31 protein-coding genes are annotated in these 26,218 nt (G+C 56.0%); 8 read left to right on the plus strand and 23 right to left on the minus strand.

What is annotated here, in order from left to right; translation table 11 throughout:
* Positions 1 to 90: 90 nt before the first annotated feature.
* The 13 genes from HMPREF2981_RS06245 to HMPREF2981_RS06300 form a co-directional block, all read right to left on the minus strand.
* On the minus strand, positions 91 to 429 hold the full coding sequence (locus HMPREF2981_RS06245) for a transcriptional regulator (protein ID WP_070661702.1): 339 nt from the start codon (positions 427 to 429) through the stop codon (positions 91 to 93).
* On the minus strand, positions 419 to 955 hold the full coding sequence (locus HMPREF2981_RS06250) for an Asp23/Gls24 family envelope stress response protein (protein WP_037231412.1): 537 nt from the start codon (positions 953 to 955) through the stop codon (positions 419 to 421). The genes HMPREF2981_RS06245 and HMPREF2981_RS06250 overlap by 11 nt, the downstream gene beginning before the upstream one ends.
* Positions 952 to 1,599: an RNA polymerase sigma factor gene (locus HMPREF2981_RS06255; protein ID WP_070661705.1), complete on the minus strand. Its 648-nt coding sequence runs from the start codon at positions 1,597 to 1,599 to the stop codon at positions 952 to 954. Before HMPREF2981_RS06255 ends, HMPREF2981_RS06250 begins: the two co-directional genes overlap by 4 nt.
* Positions 1,589 to 2,239: an Asp23/Gls24 family envelope stress response protein gene (locus HMPREF2981_RS06260; protein WP_070661708.1), complete on the minus strand. Its 651-nt coding sequence runs from the start codon at positions 2,237 to 2,239 to the stop codon at positions 1,589 to 1,591. The genes HMPREF2981_RS06255 and HMPREF2981_RS06260 overlap by 11 nt, the downstream gene beginning before the upstream one ends.
* A gap of 13 nt (positions 2,240 to 2,252) precedes the next feature.
* Positions 2,253 to 2,801 (minus strand): DUF6286 domain-containing protein, encoded by a 549-nt coding sequence (locus HMPREF2981_RS06265; RefSeq protein WP_070661711.1) that lies wholly within the window; start codon positions 2,799 to 2,801, stop codon positions 2,253 to 2,255.
* On the minus strand, positions 2,798 to 3,217 hold the full coding sequence (locus HMPREF2981_RS06270; protein ID WP_070661714.1) for an Asp23/Gls24 family envelope stress response protein: 420 nt from the start codon (positions 3,215 to 3,217) through the stop codon (positions 2,798 to 2,800). The genes HMPREF2981_RS06265 and HMPREF2981_RS06270 overlap by 4 nt, the downstream gene beginning before the upstream one ends.
* Positions 3,217 to 3,393: a hypothetical protein gene (locus HMPREF2981_RS10875; RefSeq protein WP_004005823.1), complete on the minus strand. Its 177-nt coding sequence runs from the start codon at positions 3,391 to 3,393 to the stop codon at positions 3,217 to 3,219. Before HMPREF2981_RS10875 ends, HMPREF2981_RS06270 begins: the two co-directional genes overlap by 1 nt.
* Positions 3,394 to 3,426: 33 nt before the next feature.
* Complete coding sequence (locus HMPREF2981_RS06275) at positions 3,427 to 3,909, minus strand: Asp23/Gls24 family envelope stress response protein (protein ID WP_004005822.1); 483 nt, start codon at positions 3,907 to 3,909, stop codon at positions 3,427 to 3,429.
* Between the two features lie 367 nt (positions 3,910 to 4,276).
* On the minus strand, positions 4,277 to 4,537 hold the full coding sequence (locus HMPREF2981_RS06280; protein ID WP_037231409.1) for a GlsB/YeaQ/YmgE family stress response membrane protein: 261 nt from the start codon (positions 4,535 to 4,537) through the stop codon (positions 4,277 to 4,279).
* Positions 4,538 to 5,016: 479 nt separating this feature from the next.
* A complete protein-coding gene (locus tag HMPREF2981_RS06285; RefSeq protein ID WP_037231407.1) occupies positions 5,017 to 5,451 on the minus strand; it encodes a hypothetical protein in 435 nt (144 codons plus the stop codon).
* A gap of 116 nt (positions 5,452 to 5,567) precedes the next feature.
* Entirely contained in the window at positions 5,568 to 5,717 is a 150-nt protein-coding gene (locus HMPREF2981_RS06290; RefSeq protein ID WP_004005819.1) for a hypothetical protein, read from the minus strand.
* A 54-nt stretch (positions 5,718 to 5,771) separates the two neighbouring features.
* On the minus strand, positions 5,772 to 6,344 hold the full coding sequence (locus HMPREF2981_RS06295; RefSeq protein ID WP_037231405.1) for a DJ-1/PfpI family protein: 573 nt from the start codon (positions 6,342 to 6,344) through the stop codon (positions 5,772 to 5,774).
* A 32-nt stretch (positions 6,345 to 6,376) separates the two neighbouring features.
* Positions 6,377 to 7,105: a nitroreductase family protein gene (locus tag HMPREF2981_RS06300; RefSeq protein WP_004005817.1), complete on the minus strand. Its 729-nt coding sequence runs from the start codon at positions 7,103 to 7,105 to the stop codon at positions 6,377 to 6,379.
* Between the two features lie 193 nt (positions 7,106 to 7,298).
* Here HMPREF2981_RS06300 and HMPREF2981_RS06305 point away from each other — a divergent pair, with 193 nt between their 5' ends.
* A complete protein-coding gene (locus HMPREF2981_RS06305) occupies positions 7,299 to 7,559 on the plus strand; it encodes a hypothetical protein (RefSeq protein ID WP_004005816.1) in 261 nt (86 codons plus the stop codon).
* A 288-nt stretch (positions 7,560 to 7,847) separates the two neighbouring features.
* Here the strand turns inward: HMPREF2981_RS06305 and HMPREF2981_RS06310 are convergent, their stop codons facing one another.
* From HMPREF2981_RS06310 to HMPREF2981_RS06340, 7 genes are all read right to left on the minus strand, one after another.
* The gene (locus HMPREF2981_RS06310; protein ID WP_004005815.1) at positions 7,848 to 8,507 is read right to left on the minus strand and encodes an NAD(P)H-dependent oxidoreductase; all 660 of its coding nucleotides are present in this window, start codon (positions 8,505 to 8,507) and stop codon (positions 7,848 to 7,850) included.
* Between the two features lie 132 nt (positions 8,508 to 8,639).
* Complete coding sequence (locus HMPREF2981_RS06315) at positions 8,640 to 9,068, minus strand: DUF2703 domain-containing protein (protein WP_037231401.1); 429 nt, start codon at positions 9,066 to 9,068, stop codon at positions 8,640 to 8,642.
* A 72-nt stretch (positions 9,069 to 9,140) separates the two neighbouring features.
* Positions 9,141 to 9,833, minus strand: a complete 693-nt coding sequence (locus HMPREF2981_RS06320) for an O-methyltransferase (protein WP_037231398.1) — start codon at positions 9,831 to 9,833, stop codon at positions 9,141 to 9,143.
* A 171-nt stretch (positions 9,834 to 10,004) separates the two neighbouring features.
* Positions 10,005 to 12,404, minus strand: a complete 2,400-nt coding sequence (locus HMPREF2981_RS06325; RefSeq protein ID WP_070661717.1) for a heavy metal translocating P-type ATPase — start codon at positions 12,402 to 12,404, stop codon at positions 10,005 to 10,007.
* 74 nt (positions 12,405 to 12,478) lie between these two features.
* Entirely contained in the window at positions 12,479 to 12,916 is a 438-nt protein-coding gene (locus HMPREF2981_RS06330) for a hypothetical protein (protein WP_037236555.1), read from the minus strand.
* Positions 12,917 to 12,918: 2 nt separating this feature from the next.
* Positions 12,919 to 13,134 carry a heavy-metal-associated domain-containing protein gene (locus tag HMPREF2981_RS06335; RefSeq protein WP_004005811.1) on the minus strand — a complete coding sequence of 72 codons (216 nt, stop codon included), beginning with the start codon at positions 13,132 to 13,134 and terminating at the stop codon, positions 12,919 to 12,921.
* Between the two features lie 57 nt (positions 13,135 to 13,191).
* Positions 13,192 to 13,515 carry a metal-sensitive transcriptional regulator gene (locus HMPREF2981_RS06340; protein WP_023133508.1) on the minus strand — a complete coding sequence of 108 codons (324 nt, stop codon included), beginning with the start codon at positions 13,513 to 13,515 and terminating at the stop codon, positions 13,192 to 13,194.
* A 164-nt stretch (positions 13,516 to 13,679) separates the two neighbouring features.
* Here HMPREF2981_RS06340 and HMPREF2981_RS06345 point away from each other — a divergent pair, with 164 nt between their 5' ends.
* Positions 13,680 to 14,621: a type IV toxin-antitoxin system AbiEi family antitoxin domain-containing protein gene (locus tag HMPREF2981_RS06345; protein WP_141756671.1), complete on the plus strand. Its 942-nt coding sequence runs from the start codon at positions 13,680 to 13,682 to the stop codon at positions 14,619 to 14,621.
* Between the two features lie 101 nt (positions 14,622 to 14,722).
* Here the strand turns inward: HMPREF2981_RS06345 and pta are convergent, their stop codons facing one another.
* Positions 14,723 to 16,816, minus strand: a complete 2,094-nt coding sequence (gene pta, locus HMPREF2981_RS06350; protein ID WP_070661725.1) for a phosphate acetyltransferase — start codon at positions 16,814 to 16,816, stop codon at positions 14,723 to 14,725.
* Between the two features lie 408 nt (positions 16,817 to 17,224).
* On the opposite strand from pta, the gene HMPREF2981_RS06355 reads away from it, so the two are divergent.
* Both HMPREF2981_RS06355 and HMPREF2981_RS06360 read left to right on the plus strand, forming a co-directional pair.
* Positions 17,225 to 17,545 carry a thiamine-binding protein gene (locus tag HMPREF2981_RS06355; protein WP_070661727.1) on the plus strand — a complete coding sequence of 107 codons (321 nt, stop codon included), beginning with the start codon at positions 17,225 to 17,227 and terminating at the stop codon, positions 17,543 to 17,545.
* 276 nt (positions 17,546 to 17,821) lie between these two features.
* A complete protein-coding gene (locus tag HMPREF2981_RS06360) occupies positions 17,822 to 18,685 on the plus strand; it encodes a spermidine synthase (RefSeq protein WP_070661731.1) in 864 nt (287 codons plus the stop codon).
* Between the two features lie 134 nt (positions 18,686 to 18,819).
* Here HMPREF2981_RS06360 and HMPREF2981_RS06365 read toward each other — a convergent pair whose 3' ends face one another.
* A complete protein-coding gene (locus HMPREF2981_RS06365) occupies positions 18,820 to 19,749 on the minus strand; it encodes a hypothetical protein (protein WP_070626924.1) in 930 nt (309 codons plus the stop codon).
* 140 nt (positions 19,750 to 19,889) lie between these two features.
* Here HMPREF2981_RS06365 and pheA point away from each other — a divergent pair, with 140 nt between their 5' ends.
* Both pheA and serS read left to right on the plus strand, forming a co-directional pair.
* A complete protein-coding gene (gene pheA / locus HMPREF2981_RS06370) occupies positions 19,890 to 20,855 on the plus strand; it encodes a prephenate dehydratase (RefSeq protein ID WP_070661761.1) in 966 nt (321 codons plus the stop codon).
* 115 nt (positions 20,856 to 20,970) lie between these two features.
* A complete protein-coding gene (serS, locus tag HMPREF2981_RS06375) occupies positions 20,971 to 22,272 on the plus strand; it encodes a serine--tRNA ligase (RefSeq protein ID WP_070661733.1) in 1,302 nt (433 codons plus the stop codon).
* A gap of 180 nt (positions 22,273 to 22,452) precedes the next feature.
* On the opposite strand, the gene HMPREF2981_RS10635 is transcribed toward serS, so the two are convergent.
* Positions 22,453 to 22,581: a cell division protein FtsL gene (locus HMPREF2981_RS10635; protein WP_080513857.1), complete on the minus strand. Its 129-nt coding sequence runs from the start codon at positions 22,579 to 22,581 to the stop codon at positions 22,453 to 22,455.
* Positions 22,582 to 22,772: 191 nt separating this feature from the next.
* On the opposite strand from HMPREF2981_RS10635, the gene HMPREF2981_RS06380 reads away from it, so the two are divergent.
* Positions 22,773 to 23,864: a diacylglycerol/lipid kinase family protein gene (locus tag HMPREF2981_RS06380; RefSeq protein WP_070661736.1), complete on the plus strand. Its 1,092-nt coding sequence runs from the start codon at positions 22,773 to 22,775 to the stop codon at positions 23,862 to 23,864.
* A 138-nt stretch (positions 23,865 to 24,002) separates the two neighbouring features.
* Positions 24,003 to 25,136, plus strand: coding sequence for an acetate/propionate family kinase (locus tag HMPREF2981_RS06385; protein WP_070661763.1), 1,134 nt, complete (start codon positions 24,003 to 24,005; stop codon positions 25,134 to 25,136).
* Positions 25,137 to 26,218 lie beyond the last annotated feature (1,082 nt).

Consider the following 26,218-nt stretch of genomic DNA (forward strand, 5'->3'; position numbering starts at 1 on the left):
CCCCCCCCCACGGCATCTATGGCGAACGGACTATACCCTTAGTGGTATGTGTGCTCCCTGAAACGGAGACGGTTCTGCGATACGCAGCGTTCAGAGAAGGGACTGTATTCGCACCCTCACCTGAGGCTGGGGTTTGGAGTCTGACCCCGAAGCGCCGCTCTCTCGATTTGCTGACAATGAGCGCAGAACCGCCTCTTGAACATCGCGGACAATTTCTTTGACCGCACGGGAGCCGTCGATTCCAATCTCGATAATGACCTTCTGCCCGCCCGACTCGATGATAACCCCGAATCGGGCGGCCGCAGGGTCGCCGCTCATACGGCTGCCGATGGCTTTCAGCGTGGAGCCGATCCCCGGTTCAATGCCGCGCACTCCAGGAACGGCCGTGACTACATGAGTCAATTCGGCTGCTGAGAGGTTACTCGTCATCGTGCAGATCCTCAATATGAATATTGACGGTTGGGGACAATTCTAGGTTCTCATAACACGCCTGGCGCACAGCATCACGAACCTGTTGAGCAAGCTGGGGGAGGCTACTGGTTGTAACGTGTGCAGAGATACGGCAGGAGATCGTATCCGGTATTCCCAGCTCTCGCTGACCTTCGGGGGCTGGGGCATGTTTGAAGGAAGACTTGAGTGCGCGAGCTCCGGGTACGGAGTCTACACTGCGTCGCACTAGGGCGCGTAGGGAGAACTCGGACATGCTATAAGGCCCTAAGTCGGTCGGCGGCATCTCTACCTGAGCGCCATGACGGGTTTCGGCGAGTACCGCATCCATCATATGGCGCTGAGGCATCACCGATGTGCTCGACTGTGCTTCCAATGTGTCCCAGGTGTTGTGGAGTGAAGCGATTAGACGCAGGTACTCCCGTGTGGAGGCTTCGTCAAGCTCATAAGACTGAGCCGACTGTGTGGACTGTGGTTCTGCGTGTGGGATGCGGGTGGTGGAACTCATTCCCACTCCTTCATATGGCGCATGACGAGGGAGCGGGCGCGTGCCAGCCTCCCCCGGACTGTGGATTCGGTTAGGTTTAGGGTTTGGGATATCTCCTCGTAGGACATGTCATCAACCTCTCGAAGCACCCAGACGATACGCAACTCTTCAGGAGCGGATGCCAACAGCTTGGCTAATGCTTCTATCTGGGCGTTTACCTCACTGGACTGCGCCGGATCCTCGGTCGCTGTCGACGTGGTGTTAGGTAGGACGGTCGCGCTCTCAAGACCCTCTGAATCGTAAGGGTCAGTGGCTCGGCGCTGGAGCTGACGAATAATGCTGGTGGCTTTATTAGTGCAGATGCGCATGAGCCAACCCCGGAAGGCATCAGGATCCCGAAGCAGATGAAGACTCCGCCACGCCTGAACAAGGGTCTCTTGGACGATGTCCTCACTGTCATGGCGGTTGCGCACAATCATGTAGGCGGTGCGAAACAGACGCCCCTGATAACGTTCGACGAGCTTTCCGAAGGCGTCAATGTCACCGTCCTGGGCTCGCAGCACCAGGTACCTGTCTTTGCCCTGAGACGCAGCGTTCGGATGAGGCACATGCTCGGTGGGCGGACCGGTGGACTGCCCTGCATTGCTGCGCTTTTCATCGGTCATGGTTATCAGAACCGCCGCTCTCTAATGAGTGTTTGCCAGCCACAGTGTGGGCTGCACTCTGGGGTTTGGTGGCTTGTTCTAGACGCAGCAGTACGTCGATCTGACGAGCATGCTTTCCCAGAGAGGAACTAACGTCGTGGTCAAGTCGGTTCCTGAGCTCGCTCACGGTCCATGCAACCTCGCTGTTCTCTGCTACGGTGACGGTTGCCTGCACCCACAGGTTGCTGGGTGAACCAGTGACCCATACTGAGCACCGCTGAACCCCAGGAACGTCTTCGGCTCGCTCAGACAGCGCCTGGGCTATGACATCGGGGCTGAGTGTGGCCAGCAGCGTGCCGTCGGAGCCTGTCAGGCGCAAGGGAGACGCGGCAGCCTTACGGGGTACCTGCTTAATGAGCAGAACCAAGCCAAACGCGACGAGAAGAATCGACCCGAGGGCGGCGGCTGGCAACAGCCAGTGTGCCTGGGGTCCGACCCAGGTATCGACCCGGGTATCAGCTTTGGCGAGGACCGAGCTAAGCGCGGGCCATGACTGACCCACACCCATGCCGGAAGCCATAAGCCAGAGGGCTATCGCCGCGATGAGCAAACCGCATACCGCAAGGACTATCCTATTGAGAATTCCAGATACCGAACGCATGGTTTTCTCTCTTTCAGCTCGTGTGCTGGATACGCACTCGGCTGTGTGCGGTTCCGACGGGTTTCAAGGTCTGTATAGCCTGCTCAGCTGCCTTCTGTGCTGCCTGTCGCACAGGTTCGAGGTCATCCAGAACGCTGAACACTGTCACATTCACGCGCGTTCGACGGACTCGAACCCTAGCGCTGTGAACACCATCGACCCGCTCGACATGGGCTTGTACCAGCCTTGCTAGGTCACGGCGTGAAATAGCTGTCTGACCGGGTATGTTATCTGCAAGAACTTCAGTGCGTTCAGGTGCCCCCGGCCACAGAGCCAGGAGAATCATGAACAGACTGCATACGATCACAAAGCAGGCTGCCGCGAGTACCGCTGGCGACCCTATAATCGTGGAGCCGAGCTCGCTGACTGCTGAGGATGTTCCATTCGGCCATGCTCCGTTCAGGAGCCGGTTTCCCAGCGCCCAGATTCCCAGCCCTCCTACGATGAGGAGCAGTAACGCCAGGATAATGACGGGCAAACTCCGCGACGGGCGCCGGATGAGATTTTGTACGGGGGTTTTCATCGCAGAGCCCTCCTTACCTGGTTGTTCGGATTGAGCCAGGAGACCTCAATGTTGATCTTCTCAACCCTCAGCCCGGTGAGGTGCTCGACGCGCTGGCTCACATGCTCACGCACCTGTTGCAGGGTTGAAACCAGTGCTGTAGGGAAGGTAAGGCCGAGATCTAAGTGAAGGACTGCAACCTGACCGTAGAGATCACACTTTGCCTCGGGGCGTGAATGGAAATTTCGACGTGCCCCGATCCCGAGCAGTCCCCCGGCGTTCGAGCCCACATTTGCGCTCTCGTAGGCAGCTTGAGCCGCGATCTGCGCAACAACCTGGGCGGGAATGACGGTGACACCGCGCTGCTCCTGCAGAGAGCTCTCTTTCTGAGAGCCCTCTGCACTGACAGCAGCGGGCTGTGTATTGGTCTCCGTCATTACTTCCTCCATCGATTAAGGATGCTTTGGACATCGACCCGGCCCTCCAGGTAAAGACCCACCACCGTTCCAACCAGGCCGCATAGCGCCACCAGGATGAAGTCGGCGAAGGAACCGAAAGCAAGAATTGTTCCCAGGAATAGGCCCACCAAAAGGGCCAGGTGTGTTGTCTTCATAAAAGATCCTCAGATCGGGGGCGTCGGAGTAGATTACTTGAGATCGGCAGAGTCAGCGGAAGTGGAATCGTCGTCGGGCAGGTGAACGTCGGTGACGTCGATATTGACCTCTACTACCTCTAGCCCTGTGGTCCCCTCAATCTGCTCGATAATGTTGCGGCGGATAGCATTGGCTACTTCCACAATGGAGACTCCATATTCGACCACGACGGTAACATCTACGGCCGCCTGGGTCTCGCCCTTCTGGACGCTAATACCGCCAGCAACATTGGTCTGGGCGTTGGGGATGCGGTCGGTCACGGCGCTGAAGGCACGGCGTACGGCATTGCCCATATCGTACACACCGGGAACTTCGCGGGTTGCCATGCCAGCGATTTTGGCAACAACGTTCTCTTCAATGGTGGTTACACCGTGCGAAGTCTGTAGGGGACCACGAGGAGTCTTGTCCTGCTGGGTTTCCTTGTTGTTTTCGCGCTCGCGCTGCTGACCGGTTTGGGGAATGGAGTTATCGCTCATGAGAGCCTCATTTCATGTGTTTTCCGCTGCGCGGATTATGATGTTTGATATTTGCGGAACGCATCGACGGCTGGGGAGTTCGGGCGCTACCCACGCCCTTTGTCCGTTCTTGCGATCGATGGTGACGCTACTATAAAGACGCTTGAGGCACTGAATTCCTCACGAATCAAAATGGTGGTATATATCACTTTGTGTTGATGAGCGTGTACAAACACGACTGTTGCCTATGTTTGCTCGGCTCAGCTGCCTATCGTGCGAGTAGTTCTCAGACGTGCCAAAGCGGGTTATGCGGAAGCTGGGAATAGCTTCTGCATAACCCGCTTTGCTTTATTTCTGCGATGCTGAAGCGACGCAAGAATATGGACTATTAGTTCTTTTTGCCGGTTACGCTTAGGTATATAGAGATTGCTACAATGGCGGCGATAATGGAGAGGATCCAGCGAATCCAGTCGATACCAGCGGTATCAGCAACGCCAAAGAAGCTCGCGATTCCTCCGCCAACGAATGCGCCGACAGCACCTAAGATAACGGTCCACAGTGCCGAGATGTTCTGGTGACCTCGCATGATGAGGCGGGCCAGAGCGCCGATGATAGCGCCGGCAATGATCATTCCGATGAGTCCAAGCATAATGGTTCTTCCTTTGTGAGTATCCGTCACAGCGCGGGCGCGCCTGAACGGATGATGATATGGGGTCTTAAGTGCGCAGATCGGTGAGGTTCCGCCTGAAAGTTCAGCAGCAGCCGGGATTTCAGCTGCCTTTTCTGTCACATATTGCGTGATTCGACGGGGCTGTTATTGCCTGTCGTCGTCTCTCAAGCCTACGGCGCTGATATGAAGACGCCATGAGTGCGCAGATCCTCACGCGTTTTGTAAGTGTTTTACATCACATATTTGCTGATGGTTTTTGATGCCCGGCTCTTGAGGCTCGAAGATAAAAGGAAGCGCGTACCCGATCCCGTCATCTTTGACGTCGTTACACGCCTCGGAATTTACCATATTCTTACAGAAGTATTTCAGCTCGGAGTCTTCTGCGGGCGTTCATCTTCGACCGCCGCGCTGCCTCGGACGTGTGGATTAAAGCGTAGCGAGCTTAAAACTTCCGTCAATTATTCGTTCGGATATGCTTCTTCGAGGAAAGAATAGTCATCCCAATATCCGCGATCCCACCACTCGATAAATTCGATGTTTTTACCTTCGCATCCGAGGGTGAGGAAATCCTCGAAGAAAATCAGGCGCTCGGAAAATATAGAACTGTCATGGTCCTCTATGCGCATTCTTTCGTGAAATTCACGCGGTGAAAGTCCCAAGCTCACGCCGTCGAGGGTGTCACCATCCAGGATCTGCAGGGAGAACAGAACAACCTTCCCATCAGCCAATCCAAGATCCACCACGCGTTCGGCGCCACCCAGAGTAACGCGACCCATGAAACGCTCACACCCGGGGAATGACGAATCATGAAGTTCTTTATTAAATTGTTCGTGGTAGTAACCGATCGGCTGACCGAGCTCCAGCTGGGGCGGGGCCTCAAACTGAAAATACATATTCTTCACCTTTCCTGAGGGGCCATGAAAATCCTTATAAAGTACCCTCGAAACATACGTAATATACCCAAAGGCGCATTATTTACTGAATGAAGGCGTGCAAATAATCGGAACCGCTATATGTCACTGTGTGCTCGTTCCGGGATCTGATAGTAGATCGGAGTGGCATGTAGCTGCTGGATCGCCTCAAGAAAACTCGGGTCCAGATCCCCCAACTCATCAAGCCAAGACCAGTCGTCAGGGGCGGAATCGTGTGAATGTTTCATGCGCCCTCCGTATTCTGTATGGAGTGAATATACTAGTTGAGATGAGCCCGGCAGTTATCGCAGCATCTGGTTAAACTGCTCAATGACGGCGTCAGGAATATCACCGAGAGCATGCAGCATTTCGAAGGTGAAATCAACGAATCCTACCCCGCTGGCGGTCACCAGGTTCTTATCGCGCACCGCCTCGCGCGTGGTGTTCACGTACTGATGCGGGTTCGTGTAGGCGGGCAAATCCTTGATGTCCTCAAAGCTATTGGCGGTGTGCCTGCGCCCATCGAGCAGGCCAGCAGAAGCCAAGAAATATGCGCCGTCGCAGATACCGCCAACCGGTTTGCCCGCATCCTTGAAATCACCGAGGATTGAGGCGAGCTGCTGGGAATCTTCGGCGGACAGAGTACGCCATGAGCCCTCCGCGCCGACGACGATGACCGCATCCGCAGTTGAGGGAACCTCGGAAATTATCATGTCGGGTTCCACACGCAACCCGCCCATAGAGGTTTTCACTTCTCGATCGACGGATGCCCACCGCACCGTGTACCCGCCGATGATGCTCTGCAGTCCAGCGGCAAGCAGGGCAGGTTCCCAGTCGGCGAATTTATCCAGAATGACGACAGCAAGTGTTTTCACGGGAACTCCTTGTAACCTCAGCGCACTAGTCCCTAAACCCTACGGTAAACCTCGTCGAAGGGCAGACGGAAGCGCTCGCCCCAGATGCCGTGACCGGGTTTGCGGATACCGCAGGCGACTACCATGTTAATCTCGACATTGCGCGGCAGGTTGAGGAGTTTCTTCACGCGGTGGCTGTCGAAGCCTTCCATTGGGCAGGTGTCGTACCCCGCCTCGGTCATCGCGAGCATAAACGTCTGCGCCACCAGGCCGCAACTCTTGTGCACAACCACGCGATAATCGTGTTCCGAAACCTCACGCATCATCGGAACAAATAGGCCCGCACAATTCGCCATTGCCGCGCGGGATGCGCCCAGTAGACCAAAGCAGCGCGCGTACAGGAGCGGCATAGCCTTGGTGTAGTACATTTCCCAATTCTTGATGCGGTCTTTCTGCTTCTCAGCCGGGCTGTTACGCTCAACATTGCCGCGTTCAAACTCCAGCGCGGCTTTCGCGCGGCGGCGGTACAAATCCTGGCGGGTTACGAATACCACCATCTGCTGCGCGGTCTTGGCAGCCTGCTGATGCATGCACGCTGCGGCGAGTTTATTCAGGGTGGCGGGATCAGTCACGTGGTAGAGCTCGTACAGCTGCATATTCGAACTTGTGGGCGCCAGCTGAGCCGCCTGCAAACACTCTTTGACAACTTCGGCATCAATGGGCTGGTTTTCGTCGTAATGGCGCACCGAACGGCGGCGGTTCAGTAAATCTAGTAGGGACATTATGCGACTCCTTTCCACAGCGGCATTCCGAAGGCATATAAAACTACCCTCACCTTTAAGACTATCGTTCGCGGGCGCGGAATTCACGCATAATTTTGGATATTTAAGCGAACGCGATGCCGTATAAAGCGCCTTGTGAGCACAGGTTTTATAGTGGAAAGAAGCAAGCGCAGTATAAGAACGAGGAGGCTCCGTGATACTTCTGAACATTCTCGCCCACGATACCCTCAACGAACAGGCTGATGCGCCCGGCTGGATATTCCCCGTTGTGCTTGCAGTTGTTGTTATCGCGTTCGTGGCTATCGGTGCCGTTATTCTCAAGGGTATTATGCGGGATTCGGGCGATACCTCCCAACGCGCCACCCATAAAGCGGAACGCAAAATCGCCACAAAAACCGGAAAGAATCTTGGTCGCACGGCACACGATAAATACCGGGAACACCGCGAAGAATAGCTGACCGCTACGAAGAGACCCGGGCGGGAAGCTACCCGGCGAACCAGTTTTCGGCGACCGTGTGCGCATCGAAAACCTGCCCCAAAAGTGGGGTTAGCGGGGAAATTCCGTGTTCACGCACCAGCGGCACGGAATGCAGCACCGACTCATTCCACAAGTGAAGCGCAAGCGCATAGGTGCGCCCAGTGAGTGCAGAAACCGGGTAAATTAGGGGGCCGGGCAGGCTGCTAAGTACCTGATACCCGGCCCCCAGATAAGAGCCCCGCGCGGGAACTCAAAGAGAGCAGGCTACTTGGCCCACACAACGAGTTCATCGAGCGGTTTGCGCGGCTTCGGGTCGATCTCGCGCGAGCGGTAGCCGAAGGTCGCAGCAACGGATACGCCGTAATCCTCAGGGTTGAGAAGCCCTTCCTCGGTGAGGAGCTGGGTGACCGCATCGTAGTCCATGCCTTCAACGGGGCAGGAATCGATACCGAGCATCGCTGCACCCGTGAGCATATTACCCAGCGCAATATAGGTATTCTTCCGGGTCCACTCGAAAAGGGCACGCTCGTCGTCGGCGATCTTCATATCGTGTACCTGGAACTTTTTGTACCTGTCCAGTGCCATCTGCATCTGGTCTTCGGGAAGATTACGCTTCGCGAGCGTCTGCAGCAGGAAATCGGAATCATAGCGGGCGTTCTTCTTCGCCACAATAATCACCACGTGGCTGGCATCATCGAGCGTGTTTGCCATACCCCAGGCGATAGGCTTGAGCTTTTCGCGCAGCTCTTTATTCTGTATCACCAGGAATTTCCACGGTTCGGAACCAACCGAGCTGGGGGAGAGGCGCCCAAACTCAAGGATTGTCTTGAAGTCTTCATCGCTGATTGTACGGGCTGGGTCGTAGGAGCGGGTAGAAACGCGGCGCTTGAAAATTTCAATTGCTTGTTCACGGGTGAGAATCATGGTTTTCCCTTTCTGTGCTGGGTTTTTATGACGGAATTTAGTATATCGAGCAGGGATGCGCCTCCCGCCGGTTTTTTCGCACAGCGTGACTTACTGCGTTGCCCAGCACATGCTTTCGATGAGCTCTCACGGTTAACAACATATCGTTTGGACAAACCGCCGCTGATTTTCAGCTGGTTTTTCGGGTGAAAGAGCCCGGTGAGCGGCCTGCACAATCAGAGAGGCTGGAACTGCATCATATGTTTTCCCCTGGGACTCGACGGTTCGGCACTGTTCACCGTGGCACACATCGTCGCAGGTGCTGCTTCCCTGTATCCCACCCACTAGATCTTCCAGGGGTACACCCATAATCCAGATACGATTGGATTCCTCAGGATGAGTCAAGAATTCTTCTTCACTCATTGTACGGATTTCCAGATGAGGCTGAATACCCTGAGGCAAGAGCTCAGCTTCCAATACCTGTAAAGCCTTGCGCAGCTCCTCACCTGTTGTACCGCACCGTGAGCAGGTTTGTTTTTCGGCATTGACAAGGTGCTGCCAGATAATAGGTAAAGTTTTCATCAGGGACTACCTTTCCTTTTGAAACTATAATCTATTTGGTTGTGATGAGATGGGGCGTGGGCACGCCAGTGTTTACGCCACTTTTACGGTGTATTCCAGGGCCTTGCTCGGGTGCATGGTCACTGAGACGTATCCGTTGGCGGGGGTGCGCACATAGTCGAGGTAATCCTCCATAGACGGGCCAAATCCCTCAACATCGTCTACGGCAATCACGGCGCGGTCGGCAAGATGCGGCTCCAGCATCTGAAAGACGGGATGAACCAGGTCAGGCCACCCGTCGAGAAGCACAAAATCGGGGCTGAAATCCAGGTCTTGCAGGGTCTTCAGCGCATCGCCTTCGCGCAGCTCGATATAGTCCGCAAGCCCCGCCCGCTCAAAATTTTTCCGCGCGGCCTCAGCCTTATGAGGCACATATTCGCAGGTGATTACGCGCCCGCCATTGCGTTTTGCGGCGGCGGCAAGATACAGCGTCGAGATGCCGTAGGACGTACCAAACTCAACGATATTCCGCGCGCCGCTCGCCAGCGCCTGCATATACAGAAACTCGCCCTGCTGCGGGGTTATGGGGATGTATTTATCGGTATAAAAATCTTCGTTCTCGGTCTCCCAATCAATCCCCCTGCCTAAAATCTGGTGGATTTTCGGCAGAAAATGCATGAACATGCGCTTGCCCTGCTTGAGCGTGGCGCCGTAGAGGTCATAGAGTGTGTCTTCGACCGGTGGGTCGTTGAGGAATGTGAACATTTGCGGGGTTAGTTTGGGCATGTGAATCTCCCGGATGCTTTGGCGCGTATTACCTGCACCACAAAATTCAGAGGTATACCCCTGAAAATAGTGCGGTCATGTGATTCTTCTTATCATGCCAGCGTCAGCAGGGGAGTACAAGGGATTTGCGTGAAGACGCACAAAAGCCGAAGCTCGGCGCCGCGAACCGAGCTACCGCTCAAATCGGGTGAGGCGCATCGAATTGAGCACCACAAACACCGAACTGAACGCCATGGCCGCGCCCGCAATCATCGGGTTCAGCAGCCCCGCCGCTGCGACCGGTACCGCGATAGTGTTGTATGCGAACGCCCAGAACAGATTCGACTTGATAGTGCGCAAAGTCGCCCGCGAAAGCCGCAGCGACGTGGGGATAGCGCGCATATCCGAGCGCATCAGCACAATATCCGCCGCCTGCACCGCAACATCCGTACCTGAGCCCATTGCCATGCCCAGGTCTGCGCGGGCCAGGGCGGGTGCATCGTTCACGCCGTCGCCAACCATCGCCACCCGGTAGCCTTCATCCTGAAGCTGCGCGATAACTTCGGATTTACGTTCGGGCGTGACCCCCGCGAAGACGTTCTCCGGCTTAATCCCCACGCTGGATGCGATAGCCTGGGCAACTTCGGGGGCGTCACCAGTCAGCAGCGTGGGTTCTAAGCCCAGTTCGTGAAGCTCGGCGATAGCCTGCGCCGACTCGGGTTTGGGGGAGTCTGCCAGCGCGATGAGCCCCACAGGCTGCGGATCCTTCGTGCCGGTCGCGCGAGCCATAGCCACAGTGGTCAGCCCTTCCGAACGCGCTTGCTCAAGCATCTGATGCTGCTTCTCGGTGAGGGGAACGCCCGCCTGCAGCAGGTATTCGGGGGTGCCCACAAGCACCAGGCGGCGGGACTTCCCCTCGTCCCGAGTGCGCACGAGCTCGCCGCGCACACCTCCGGGCACACCCTCAAAATTCTCGACGGTACCGAGAAATGCTCCATAATTTTCTGTCGCAAAACGCGCAATAGCATGGGCTATTGGATGCTCACTCAGCGCCTCCACGGCTGCGGCATCGCTCAGAATAGATACAGAACGTTCGCTCTTTGAAGAGGCGTTGTCGGCCGTGACGTCGGTGAAATCGTCGAAGGTTCCAAAGCGTGCCACGCGCATTGTGCCCTCGGTGACGGTCCCGGTTTTATCCAGCACGATGCGGTTCACCGCATACGTAGTTTCCAGCACCTGTGCGTTGCGAATCAGTATGCCCAGCTGCGAGCCGCGCCCGGTACCCGCCAGCAGTGCCGTGGGGGTCGCCAGCCCGAGCGCACAGGGACAGGCGATTACCAGCACCGAAACCGCCGCGTTGAACGCACGCGGCACATCGTGCGATACAACCAGCCACCCGATAAGGGTCAGGAGCGAAATCACCAGAATTATTGGCACGAAAATCGCAGAAACACGGTCGGCAAGGCGCGCGATGGGTGCCTTCGTTTCCTGAGCGGCGGCAACCAGCTCGCCCATTTTCGCGAGCGTCGTCTCAGAGCCCACGCGGGTTGCGCGCACCGTCAGCGACCCGGAGGTGTTCAGGGTTGCGCCGGTGACCGCATCGCCCGCCGAAACCTCGACGGGCACCGATTCGCCGGTCAGCAGGGAGGCGTCCACGGCGGAAGACCCTGCAATAACCGTGCCGTCAGTGGCGATTTTTTCACCCGGGCGCACCAGAAATTCGTCTCCCGGAAGGAGATCCTCGACCGGAATCTGCACCTCACGCGTGGTTCCCCGCTTGTCGGTGCGAAGCAGGGTCGCGGTGCGTGCTCCCAAGCTCAGCAGGGTGCGCAGAGCCTCGGAAGAGCGGGTTCGTGTGCGGTGCTCAACTGCCCGCCCGATCAGCAGGAATAAAGTCACCATCGACGCCGAATCAAAATACAGAGGTGCATGGTTACCGCTCAAGAACATGTCGAGAATACTCCCATGCATGGGATGAACATGCTCGGTCAGCCCGGGGTTCATGAACAGCTGCGCGAGTGAATACAGGTAGGCGACGATCACACCCAGAGAAACCAGTGTGTCCATCGTGCTGCTGAAGTGGCGTGCGTTCGTTAGAGCGGCGCGGTGAAACGGCTCGGCGCTATAGACCGCAACCGGCAGCGTGATAAGCGCAAGCACCCAGCCCCAGTGCGGGAACTGGAATGTGGGGAACATTGAAATCAAGAAAATCGGCACACTCAACAACAACGCCACAACGATGCGCCATCCCAAGCCCCCGCTGCGCGCGTTGGTCGTCTCTTCGGACTCTGTCTTGTGGCCCTTGGTTTTGAGCGATGCCGTATACCCGGCGTTATTGACCGTTTCAATGATCTGCTCATCGGTAATATCGGCGGGAACGATCACGCGCGCAGACTCCAGCGGCAGGTTCACGGCGGGATCAACCCCCGGGATTTTGCGGAGTTTACGTTCCACGCGGCCCACGCAGGATGCGCACGTCATGCCCTGAACATCCAGGTGGATAATGCGCGTCTGCCCGCCATTAGCCGAGGAATCGAAAAGAGAACGCTCGTTCTCAGTTGTGGTGGATGCTGTTTGAGTTGAGTTACCCATGTTCTTCGCCTCTGTTCTTAATGCTCACGATGCTGTGCTGTCTTCGGGCTTTGCCTGCCGCAGGCCGCCTTGATCTATACTTCGCCTTCGTCCGGCAGTCCATCGGCACGGTTGCTGCGCGGTCGCTGCCCGGTTAGTTTCGAGCCTCGATCGTTCACCCCGCGAACCCGCGTGACGGCGGCACGCCTGAATGTGCGGCGTTGAGCGAGGGCGTCGTATGCGGTGCCGTGCACACCGGGATGCAGATTATCGCCGGTGCCGTCTGCGGGGGTATTCGCCGCATGATCCTGTGAGGAATGTATACGCGATGCGCCCCGCCGCTTCAGCCCGCGCTGATCCTCGCGCGCCGTGTAGGGGGTGGAGTCGCGCACCCACGCATCCAGCAGATCGGAGTCGAGTCCCATCTGCCGTGCCACGCGGGAAATCGCCTCGGTCAGGTGAATGTTCTCGGTGCCTACGAGTGCGCGCACTGCCCCGACCGCCATTGCCTGGTACTGCGGAGAATACGCCATGATTAGACGGCGGGAGTGAAGCCAGCTTCAACGATGGCATCCGCTACGGCTTGCGTATTGAGGGTGCCTTCGTGCTCGATGGTGACGGTCGAAACGCCGTCTTTGACCACGTCTACATTCACGCCGGTGACGCCCGGAACTTCGCCGACTTCTTCACTCACGCTCATGGCGCAGTGGTTGCAGGTGAGGCCGGTTGCTTTGACGGTGGTGATTGCCATGATGGTTCCTTCCAGAATTTTTGGAATTACAAAACTTGTGGATGCGCCGCCCGCGTGTCAGCTGCGCATCATGCGGGATATGGCGGCGGTTGCCTCTTTGATTTTCTCGTCAACGATCGTCGCATCACCTGTACGTTCGGATTCAATTGCGGCGTTGGTGACGCAATGCCCCATATGTTCTTCGAGCAGGTTGAGCGAGACCGCGTGAAGCGCTTTGGAAACCGCCGCGACCTGAGTAAGCACGTCAATACAGTATTTGTCTTCCTCGACCATGCGGGCGATACCGCGCACTTGCCCTTCGATGCGGCGCAGGCGCTTCAAATGCGCCTCCTTATTTGGGGTATACCCGTGTGGCTGTGCTGAGGAATCATGCTCTGTCATGTCTTTAGCTTATACCCCATGGGGGTATATATGCAACATTGTTTCGCCGCCTGCAAATCTGCCCCCGCGTCATAAGTCGTACACTTTCCTGCATGTCGTACGCTTTAACCCTACGAATATGCAGCAAAGTGTACGACTTATGATTTGCATGCCATGATTTCTATATGACGACAATGAAGTACATCATCGATAGCATCAAAACATATAGCGACCTCATTGCTGAAGGCTATTCGGAACGCTATCTCGCAAAGCTCAAAAGATCGAATGCCATATTTCCGCTGGTAAGAGGCGTCTATGTTAGCCTGCAGAAGTGGAGTTCATGGAGTACTCAAGAACAAAACTTTGCGTACCATGTAGCCGCTGCCCGCCGTGCACCTCAGCTAACTTTTACCCGCGAATCGGCGGCATTTTTACACGGTATTCCCCTCTTGCAGATGCCTCAGAAAATACATGCGGCAACCTCAAAATCTGTCAGGCGTGGTGCCCGCACACGGGTGATGTACCATGTCACAACCGCTGAGGTTCAAGAACGTGCAGTCTGGATTGAGGAGTTTTTGAGAACACTCAATCCGCTGGATACGCTTGTTGATTGTGCCCGCAATCTTCCTTTTTATGAAGCCTGCTGTATAGGCGATGGCATACTTCATCGGGGGCTCGTCACATCCGCTGAGGTTCAGGAATCCCTCACGGCTGTATCGCGTCGAGGGTCGGCTAAAGCCCGAAAAGTCGCTGCGGCTGTAGATGAGCGTTCCGGGTCGGTCGCCGAAACTATTACCCGCCTCCACCTGTCTGCTCACGGTTTTCCAGTCCCTGAGCTGCAATACAAATTTACCCACCGTGGAAGAAACTACTACAGCGATTTTGCGTGGAAAGAATATAAACTCGTACTCGAAATTGATGGACGCATGAAATATCGTGGTACTTTTGGGATTCCCACCGAAGAGGCGCTTATTGCCGAGCGTGAGCGCGAGAAGATTATCCAAAACCAAGGATGGCATGTGGTGCGTGCACATTGGGAAGACCTTTACCCAACCTCGGCAGGTCTGCGAGACATCCTTGTTCCGTATCTAAAACCCGTACACTTTCCTGCATGTCGTACGCTTTAACCCTACGAATATGCAGCAAAGTGTACGACTTAGTGAGCGCAAAGCAAAGGGACGCCCGGTCGATACCGAGCGTCCCTAGCCAGCATAAGAGCTTTACACCCTTACATCCCCTGCGCCTGGATGGCGGTGATCGCCACCGTGTTGATGATGTCCTCAACGGTGGTACCGCGTGAAAGGTCGTTCACAGGCTTGCGCAGACCCTGCAGCACGGGGCCAACGGCGGGTGCACCCGAAGACTGCTGCACAGCCTTGTAGGTGTTGTTGCCGGTGTTCAGGTCGGGGAAAATGAACACGGTCGCCTGACCCGCCACCTGGCTGTCGGGCATCTTGGTCGAAGCAATCGACATGTTCGAGGCTGCATCGTACTGAATCGGACCCTCCACCGCGAAATCGGGGTTAGAGGCGCGCACAATCTCGGTTGCCTCACGCACCACATCCACATCCGCACCGGAGCCGGAGGTACCGGTCGAGTACGACAGCATAGCCACCTTCGGATCAACCCCGAACTGGCGCGCAGTCTCGGCGGAAGCCTTCGCAATATCCGCCAGCTGCTCGGCATTCGGGTTCGGGTTCACGGCACAGTCGCCGTACACCAGCACGCGGTCTTCCATGAGCATCAGGAACACCGAAGACACAATCTTGGTGCCCGGGCGGGTCTTAATGAACTCCAGCGAGGGGCGAATCGTGTTCGCGGTCGTGTTGATAGCGCCCGAGACCATGCCATCCGCAAGACCCTTGTAAACCAGCATCGTACCGAAATACGAGGGATCGCTCATGCGTTCACGCGCGCCCTCAATAGTCATACCCTTGTGCGCACGCAGCTCAGCATAGGTAGCCGCAAAATCCTCACTGTATTCGTTATTCGCAATGTCGATAATACGAATCGAGGCAGGCAGGTTAATACCCTCAGCCTGGCAGATTTCCGAGATCTTATCCGGGTTGCCCAGCAGAATCAGGTCACAGAAATCGCGGCGCGCAATCATCTCGGCGGCACGCAGAATACGCACATCATAACCCTCAGGCAGAACCACGGAACGGCGGTTCGCGCGGGCGGTCTCAATCAGGTTGTGCAGGAATCGCAGCGGAGTCATCGAATCCGGGCGCTCAAGCTCAAGGCGTGAAAGCAGCTCTTCCTGGTTCACGTATTCATCCCAGCCGCCGAATGCGCTCGCAAGCTTGCGAGCCTGACCGTTGATCACGCTGCCGTGCACGCGGGAAACAGCGCGCGCCGACTTGAAGGTGTCACGGTCGGTTGATAGTACCGGGAAAGGTGCGCTTTCAAGCAGGCTACCCACGGCGGTGTTATTGCCGGGCAGGTTGTTGAGCCCGCCGGTGAGCAGCATGCCCGAAGGTGCCGGGAATGTGGGCGAAAGCGCGGATGCGAGGGTCGCGGCCACAACATCGGCGCGGTCGCCGGGAACGATCACAAAGTCGCCGTCGGCGAACTGGTTGAGGAAGTTTGAGACGGTCATTGCGGCAATCTTGATCTCGTTAATGTCACGACCAAGATCTTCCTGCGACAGGTGCGAACCGTCGAGCTTGAGGGCGGCGACAACCTCTGCGATGGTGGGCTTACCCAGGTCTGCGATTTCGGGCAGAACGTAGACGGGGAACTTATGCTCGCCCAGCTTAACGTTCTTCTCAATGCTCTCACGCAGCTCGGGGTCGGCACGGTTGACGATAATCGAGAACAGATCAACCTTGGCTGCCTTAAGCTCGGAACGTGCCACCTCTACGGCGTTAGTTGCCTCTTCGAGGGAAGCCTCGTTCGCACCCACGATAGCGATTACGGGCAGACCTAAATCGCGGGATACCTGGGCGTTGAGATCGAACTCGACGGCGAGTGCGTTCTGGGCGGTCAGGTATATGCCATCCACGATCACAACATCGCTGTGGGCGGCAATTTCTTCATAGGCGGAAACCGCGCGGGCCGAAATTTCTTCGGTGTTGCCCTCCGCAATGAACTCTAGTGCCTCGGTGAGCGATACTGCGCCGCCCACCTGCTCGTCAGAGAGGTTAAAGTGCTCTTTCATCAGGCGAATCATGGGGTCATCGCTGGCAGTTTCGCCCTTGAAAATGGGTCGGAAAAAGCCTACTCGATCGGCGCGCTTCACAAGGGAATCTGCGAGGCCCAGGGCGATCAGGGATTTGCCTGAGTCCTGGGTCATCGCCGAGAGATAAATGCCGGTGGTCATAGTGCTCCTTTGGCGTTGAACGTTCGGCGGGGGCGCGCTAACAATCCGGTACGTACGTTGGATGCGCCGGATGCGGCGACTCTCGTCGAGTTTGTCTTGTCCTTTCTATCTTATCGGGGTTGAGAGTCGGGCAAACCTTTTGTCGCGGTATAAAGGGGGGATTGAAGACGGCATCATGGTGTGTTTTTGGTGCGTATTCTCGCGATTAATATGGTTTTAGGTGGGGTTTGGGAAACTTTTTGTGGCGAAAAGCATGTTTTCGTGCACTAAACACACAATCAAATATCTTGCCCTATCAAACGTCGCTTTCATGCAGAATTATGCAAAATTCTTGTACTTTCAGCGAAAGTCCCCAGGATGTGTATCGGCCCTCTGTAGATTTTTCGTGTGAGAACCTACGATTGAAATATGTTGTTTGCATTTTCTGTAGCTCCCACGGGCGGGGGTTCCGCCGACGGTTCTGTTCACGATGCGGTTGCCGAGGCCGTATCCATCGTTCGTTCTTCCGGTCTGCCGCATCAAACCGGGCCTATGTTCACCACGATTGAGGGCGACTGGGATGAGTGTATGGATGTTATTAAACGCGCTACCGAGGCGGTGACGAAACGTGCCCCGCGAGTCTCGCTGGTGGTTAAAGCCGATATTCGCCCTGGTCACGATCATGGCGAAATTGAGGGTAAGGTGCAGCGTCTTAATGCCGCTATAGATCAGATGGAATCGCGTAAATAAGCATCGGAATACTGGCTCGACAAGGCTATATGTTGTATGCGGCATATAGAATTAACGGCTATCGTGGCGATGATCTATGCGTGCGTAACGGGTGGTGCTTACAGCCCTAGTGAAGGTACTCCTAGCCGTTGAAATGCGCGTGCCGCAGGAACACTCAACTGTATTCCAGATTCGGCATATACGGCTGACCTGGTAGCTCGGGCAGCGACAGGCAGGTTTGCGGTTTAGGACTCGAATTCCTGCCTGCTGCCCGAAACCTAGCGTAGGCTTATGTGCATGGCGAAAAAGAAAAACCGCAGCGCTGCCTCACGCCGCGCCGAGCATCCGAACAAAACAGGTGTGGCTGCCGGTGTTTACCCCATTTCGACCGGCGAGGCTGAGCTTGTGCCCGATGGTTACCACGCTGATGGTTGGCTTCTGCTCATCAACGGTGTGCAGTCGTCGCATGTGATAGTGGGGCAGCCGCGCATGCTCGATTTTGAGTACATGCGCTGGATTGCTGCGGTTCTCGACTCGCATATTCAGACTCACCTTAACCCCGAAAAACTGCGTATCACCCATCTTGGTGGTGGGGCGTGTTCTCTAGCGCGCTATTGCGCGGATGTATACCCAAGTTCACGCAATACCGTTGTGGAGCTTGATGCCAAGCTGGCCGAACATGTGCGTGACTGGTTCGATATTCCTAAGTCGCCGCGCGTAAAAATTCGGGTGGGCGATGCGGGTACCATCACTCGCTCGTTTGCACCGGCATCGCGCGATGTGGTTATTCGCGATGTATTCGCGGTAGATAAAACTCCGGCGGAACTTACGGGCGTGGATTTCGTGCGGACGGTTGATCACTCTCTGGCGCCCGGTGGGGTGTATATTCTCAACTGCGGTGATGACCGCACGCTTAATGCCGCCCGTGCCGAAGCAGCCGCCTTGCTTGAGGTGTTTGAATACGTGAGCATTGTGGCCGATTCCGCAATGCTCAAAGGAAGGCGGCGTGGAAATATTATTCTGGCGGGTTCGCATGTTCCGCTTCCGCAGCTCGGAAGTGCCGAGGCGGCATCTATTTCCCGCGTTCTTATGGGTGGGGGAGTACCTGCCCAGTATTGGGATACTGAGAAGGTTCGGGTCTTTGCCAGGAAGGGTGCATAAACCGTTTTTACCTACCCCTAACCCGCTATATGCCTGATCGGGAATATGGCATATATCGGCAAAAATTTTTATTTATACTAGTTAAATACCTTATATTCCTATATCGGAATATATTTTATGTACCCAAAAAGCACTTACCCAAGCTGCGGAAAATAAGGATGCAGTTTCTCGCGAAGCACCCGCGAAGAAGGATAAAAATCTTCCCACCGAACCTGAACCATATGCCAACCTGCGGGGGTGGGTACATCCGCGTGAGGAAGCGCGGCGTCGGAAGCCACCATTGCAAGACCCACCCGCTGTTCGAGCCACACGAAACTCGCCTGCCGGGTGCGTAACATGCGGTACACACCCGCATAGTCCGAGGCTCGGTTCGGGGCATGCGCATCCGAAGTCCCCAACAGATATGCCTCAAAATCCAGCCGATGCACGGGCGCGGGAAGACCCATCTCAACCAGCTGCAGACGCGCCACGCTTTCTAAGAGCGAGCCGCTGCGCGCATCCGCATGCGTGGCAATATGGGTGGCCGCCGAATTTTGGCTCGCCTGCAAACGCGGCAAAATCTCTTCCGGGGCAAGCATTTGGCGATGCAGCGCGGCATCGACAAGGGCGCATCCTTCAAGAACGGGAAGTGTGCGGGCACAATCCAGGAGGGTCTGCGAGAGCTCAGTAACCCGAAAATTCGGGCGTAAAACCGTCACCTGTACTGAGGCTTCATTGCTTGTATGCTCCAGAATGCCGTCCGACGCCGCCCCTCGCACCGAATATCCGGCAAGCACATGCAAATTCTGCGGCACATGCAGAAGCGGCAGACCGTATAAAAACGCCGCCGAAGACAGGCAAAACACGCATGTAGAGTCACGCAGCGCCAGCGCGGTGTGGCGCGCCAAAACCTGAAGAGAAGGCGTAAAAGAATCCCAGGCCGATGCGGCAATATACACCCCTTGAAGCACGCTGACCAGCTCTTTTGTGCGTAGTTTACGCCGCATTGTGGTGCGGGTATACCCGGAATTAAGCAGCCTTTCCTGGGTATAAAGCTGATCAAGAAGCGTGAAGTTGGGTGACATATCCTCAAGTATGGCACGACATGAACACCACTCAGCACACGAAGACGATATGCGTCATAGAGCTCAACCTTGTGTTAAATAACGTCTCATCCTGCGAGCTTGTGGCGGCGCCGAACCCACCTCGCGCTAAGATTGAACCCATGCGATACACCTACCTTGGACCCTCAGGCACTTTCACCGAATCCGCTCTGCTTTCCGTGCCTGGCGCGGTCGGTGCCGAACGCATTCCCGCCACCAGCGTGCCTAATGCGCTCGAACGTCTTCGCAGTGGCGATGTGGATGCCGCCATGGTGCCTATTGAGAACTCGGTCGAAGGCGGGGTGAGCGCTACTCTTGATGCGATCGCGGTTTCCGAGGGAATGCGCATTATCCGCGAGGTTCTGGTACCTATCAGGTTCGTGCTGGTCGCGGCGCATCCGCTCGCTTTGGAAGACATTAAAACCGTTTCAACCCACTCGCACGCCTGGGCCCAGGTGCGGCAATGGGCAGATGAGACTATCCCCACCGCCGAGTACCTGCCCGGTTCCTCTACTGCGGCAGCAGCCGTGGGTTTGCTTGACCCTTCCTGTGCGTATGATGCCGCGATTTGTTCGCCCGCGCTTTTGGCAACCCACCCCGACCTGCATGTGCTTGCCGAGGACATTGGCGATAACAAAAACGCCGTCACCCGGTTTGTGCTTATCAGCAACACCGCGGATATGCCAGAGCCTACCGGCGCCGATAAGACGACGCTCACGATCCCTCTGCCCGAAAATCGAGAGGGCACTCCCGAAAACCGTTCGGGTGCGCTCCTGGAACTGCTCGAACAGTTTGCTTCGCGCGGCGTTAACCTCTCACGCATCGAATCGCGCCCCACCGGCAGGCAGATGGGATCCTATATGTTCAGCGTAGACGCAGACGGGCATATTTATGAGGCTCGAATGCGCGACGCCCTGCGCGGCCTGCACCGCATAGCGCCCGGCATTAAATACCTGGGATCGTACCCGCGTGCCGACCGGCAGCCCACCGTTGCGCCGCGCATCCACTCCGAGAACTCGTTCGATGCTGCCCACGCATGGGTGGAATCGCTCTTCCCGGGTGGGCGACCGGCGCATCTGAAACGCTAAACCGCCCCCCGCGACCGTATAAAAAGAGCCTTTATGCGAATAAAGCGTTGGGAATCCCGCTTTATTCGCATAAAGGCTCTTTTTACGGCTGGGGGCGACTGGGTACTATTGATATGTGATTGATATTAACCTCCTCCGCGAAAACCCCGAGATTTTCCGCGCCTCCCAGCGAGCACGCGGCAAAGACGAAGCCCACGTAGACCGTATTCTTGAGGCGGATGCCGCACGCCGCGCCTCGATCGGCACCTACGAGAACCTGCGCGCCGAACAGAACGCCTTCGGTAAACAGGTGGCGAATGCACCCAAGGAAGAGAAACCCGGCCTCGTAGCGCAGGCGAAAGAACTCGCCGCCCACGTAGCAAATGCGAAAGCGGCATCTGAGGCGAAAGCCGCCGAATACGAAGAGCTGCTGAGCTCCATCGAAAACCTGATTATCGACGGTGTACCCACCGGCGGCGAAGACGACTTCGTGGTGCTCAAAGAAGTCGGCACCCCCCGCGATTTCGCCGCAGAAGGTTTTGAACCGCGCGACCACCTGGAAATAGGCGAACTCATCGGCGGCATCGATATGGCACGTGGCGCCAAGGTCTCCGGCTCGCGCTTTTACTTCCTCAAAGGGCAGGTTGCCCGTCTGGAACAGGCGCTCATGTGGATGGCGCTCGATCTGGCAACAGCCAACGGCTTCACCATGATGACAACCCCCACCCTCGTGCGCCCCGAAATTATGAACGGGACCGGGTTTAACGTCAAGCACGACGACGAAATATACCGCCTTGAACGTGATGACCTATACCTGGTCGGCACCTCGGAGGTGGCGCTTGCGGGCTACCATATGGACGAAATACTCGACCTTAGCGACGGACCCAAAAAATATCTGGGATGGTCATCCTGCTATCGCCGCGAAGCCGGTGCCGCAGGTAAAGACACCCGCGGTATTATTCGCGTGCACCAGTTCAACAAGGCCGAAATGTTCGTCTACTGCCAGGTGGAACAGGCGGAAGAAATACACGAACAGATGCGCGCCCTCGAAGAAGAAATGCTGCAAAAATGCGGCCTTGCGTATCGCGTGATTGATACCGCCGCAGGGGATCTGGGCACCTCTGCCGCACGCAAATTCGACTGTGAGGCGTGGGTTCCCACCCAGGGAACCTACCGCGAGCTGACCTCGACCTCGAACTGCACCACCTACCAGGCACGCCGCCTGAACATACGCGAACGCACCGCAGACACCGTAGACGATGCGGGCAATGTGCGCAAGGGGCGCACCCGTGCGGTCGCAACCCTCAACGGCACCCTGGCGACTACCCGTTGGGTTGTGGCGATTCTGGAGACCCACCAGCTGCCCGACGGCTCGGTGCGTATCCCCGAAGCACTGCGCCCGTATATGGGCGGTGCTGAGGTTATTCCTGTGGTGTAAAAACGGGTACTTCGCCGAGTCGCTAAGTCTGCCGTTTCACCGCATGGGAAACCCCACCAACGGCGGAAGTACGGTGTGCTAGCATGAAGATATTACTGAAATGGAAAGCTACATACTTTATGTATGTAGCGGAGAGGTTCGGCGGCTTGCAACGACCGAACCTCTCCTTGTGAGTTGATACTACTTCAGGTTGCGGATAACAACCTTGAGAGCATCAAGAGCATGCAAAACAGCCTGAGCTGATCCATCGGTAAGGATGAGACTTACCAGGATTGCTTGGGCTGTTTCCATGAGTTCGAAGAACGTCATGACCTTCCCACCGCCTTCCTGCCCCAAGAATCAACGCGCAGGGATTTCACTTTGATATGCGTGGCGCGTGCGTACTCCGGGAAGAGGGCAGTATTACCTTTGCCCGACAAGTATTTGGGTGATTCTCTAAAACCTGCGCTTTTCGTCAGTGTTGGCGAACCCAATATCGCTGCATCCGGTACTCTAAAGATATGTCCCTTTTTCGGAACCTTGTTGGTGCATCCGCCGCAGCAGCGACTCTCACGGCGGTTGCTCGTCGTGTTCGCAAGCACGCGCAGCGCATCGTTACGCCCCTCGGAATCTGGAGTACCCTGCCCGTCGCTCAAGAGCGGCACGTCGGTATTGTGTATAACCCCAGCAAGTTGAGCACCCACGCGGTAGTTAATATTCTGGAACGTACCGTGGTCGCCAACGGCTGGAAACCTGCCCTCGCGAGTACCACTCTCATCGACGAACCCGGCACCCAGGCTGCTCTTGACCTGATCGACCGGGGCGTCGATACCCTGCTTGCGGTCGGCGGGGACGGAACCGTGCGCGCGGTCGCCGCCGCCATTCAAGAAGCCAGGAGCCGGGGCAAAGACGTCACGCTCGGTATTATTCCGCTAGGGACAGGCAACCTGCTGGCACGCAACCTGCGCTTGCCCATCACCGATATAGCCGCCTGCATTAACATTGCGCTCAACGGAACACACCAGATGGTCGATGCTATCGACATGAGCGCCGAATCAGCGGAAGGCGACGTTACCAACCATATGTTCTACGTGATGAGCGGCGCGGGGTTTGATGCGCTCGTCATGAACGACGCCAACGAAGACCTTAAAGCGCGTATCGGCTGGTTAGCCTATGTGCACAGCGGGCTGAACCATATCTTCGGGCACTCCCACAAGGTCAGAATACAGCTCGACGACGATGAACCTTTCGAAGCACGTGCGCGTTCGGTGCTCATCGCCAATTGTGGGCGGCTGCAGGGCGGACTGCAACTGACCGATATTACCGAGGTTAATGACGGCAACCTCGAAGTGATCATCATATCGCCGCGCACCGTCCTGGAATGGGGGCAGCTGGCTGCCAAAGTGGTTCGCCGCGCTCTGCCCGGTTCATCGCGTATCTCTCTGCCGGTCATGCGCCATTATGTGGGGCATCGGGTCTCACTGGACATGCTTTCGGGGGCACAGCCTATTGAAGTCGACGGCGATTTAGCGCCCTCGGCGATCAGGCTGCAGGCGCGCATCGTGCCGAGCGCTCTCAGCGTGAATGTGCACCCGGATGCACTCACAGCCTAGAACCTCGACCCGCCCGAGCGCCTGTGTTTATGTGGCTTAACCTTCTTTGATGTGGTGTCTTCACCGGTTATCTCGCTTTAAACACCTTTTTAGTGCGAGAATGAGATGAAAGTTTGTTTCAAGAAAGAAGAGAAGTTCATGCTTATCCTCGTTGTGAACGCGGGTTCCTCATCCCTCAAATACCAGGTGCGCGACACCTCTGCGCCTGAAGCCGAGCAAATGATTACCTCAGGGCTCATCGAAAATATCGGCACTGACGTTCCCGACCACGAAGTCGCTCTGCACATGATGGCTGAGAAACTCGAAGGCGTGCTGCACGGCCGTCAGCTGCAGGCTATCGGCCACCGCGTGGTGCAGGGTGCCGAGAAGTTTACCCACCCCGTACTGCTCAACGAGCAGGTGATCGACGAGATCGATGCGCTCTCACCGCTCGCGCCTCTGCACAACCCCGCGCATGTGAAGGGTATGCGTGCTGCCTTCCACACCTGGCCAGACCTGCCGCAGGTTGCCGTGTTCGATACCGCGTTCCACTCGACCATGCCCGAGCACGCCTGGCGCTACGCTATTCCTTATGACCTGGCTGATAAGTACAGCATTCGCCGCTACGGCTTCCACGGCACCAGCCATGAATATGTCTCTCATGTTGCCGCAGATATGCTCGGTATTGACCGCGACGAATTTAACGGTGTGGTGGCGCACCTGGGCAATGGCGCATCCGTGACCGCCGTGAAGGGCGGAAAGTCCGTGGATACGTCGATGGGTTACACCCCGTTGGCTGGCCTAGTGATGGGTACCCGTTCGGGCGATATCGACCCTTCCGCGCTGACCACGATTCTCACCCGCGACCCCGAGATCGACGCGGAACGCCTAGATACCATCCTTAACAAGGAGTCCGGCCTGCTGGCGCTGGCGGGTTCCAACGATATGCGTAAGGTGGTGGAGTCTGCACAGTCGGGCGATGAGCGTGCGCAGTTGGCTCTGGACATGACCGCATACCGTCTGATGAAGTACATCGGCGGCTACAACCTGGTGGTTGGCGGCGCGCAGGCGCTTATTTTCACCGCAGGTATTGGCGAGAACTCCGGCGACTTCCGCAAGCTGGTGCTGGACCGCCTGGCGCCGTTGGGTGTTCGCTACAACGAGGAAGAGAATATGAAGCGTTCCCCTGAACCGCGCCTGATCTCGACCGAGGATTCGAGTATTGCCGTGTTTGTCATCCCCACCAACGAGGAGAAGGCGATCGCCGAGGCTACCGAGGAGCTCGTCGCGTAGCACCGTAGCTTCTGTTTCTTCCCTTCGGGGATGCTAAAGGCTCTTGATCGTGAATAAAGCGGAATTTTCCGTGTTTTATTTACGATCAAGAGCCTTTTTAGCGTGTGCGGGAGGGCGTCCGGCGTCCCGGGCGCAAGGCTGGCACGAAGATGCAGACGCGGCTTTGGGTGACAAGAACCCTAGAGGCAGGGCATCAAGAATAAGCGTAAGGCGAGGGAATGTTGAACTTTATATCTAAATAATATTTGACACATTATTTTATTCACTATTTAAATTACTTAAAGGCATAAAATTTGCTATAGTTGTTTTAGTTCAGAATGCTTTGTGCAGATGAACTAATAGATGCAAAGAATGGTATGCATTCTCTATTCGTGGTTGTGTGGGGAAATGCTGGCATTCTTTGTATCAAAACTGGCACAGGTATATCACATCTATCACTCACTTAGATGACATATACAACGAGGTGCAGAAAATTGGGGTCGCAGGACTTTGGGCATGTATGTTCGCGGCCTCCGGTGTGAAAAACCCTCGCGGTATGTTCCTCCCATGAAACCTTGTACGTTTCATGAGTATAATTCCGCGGAATAACAGGGGTTTGAGCTTTCTGTAAGCCTTCAGGTTCTCTGAAGGGGCTCGTTGCACACGAAGGTATCTTATAGGGATTGGTGCCTTCTAAATCCGTGCTAGAACTGTACACATGTGTATAGGGTGTTTTATGTGTATAGTTTGGATGCCGTCATGATTTTTTCATGGCGGCATCCTTTTTCTTTATAATAAAAATAGTGGACGGGTAAATACTTGCTAGGTGCAGCAATATTTATATTTTCTTTGCCTAAAGTATGTAAATTATTTATAGCGAAAACATTATCAGGATTTTGTGTAAGGAATACGAGGTGTAAATTCTAGGGGAGGGACAGACACGGAGCCTTCGTCGGAAATCCAGGACTTCCGTTCACCTGCCCAATCGGTGTTAAGGGTAGTGATCAAAAGATTCCAGTCGACCCCCAGACCAAACGAGCTAACGGATTCAAAAAGTGGTGGGTTGCTAGGCATGCTAGTTCACATCCACTACGGGGAGACCT

The sequence above is a fragment of the Rothia sp. HMSC069C01 genome, assembly GCF_001814655.1.
Classification (GTDB): Bacteria; Actinomycetota; Actinomycetes; order Actinomycetales; family Micrococcaceae; genus Rothia; species Rothia dentocariosa.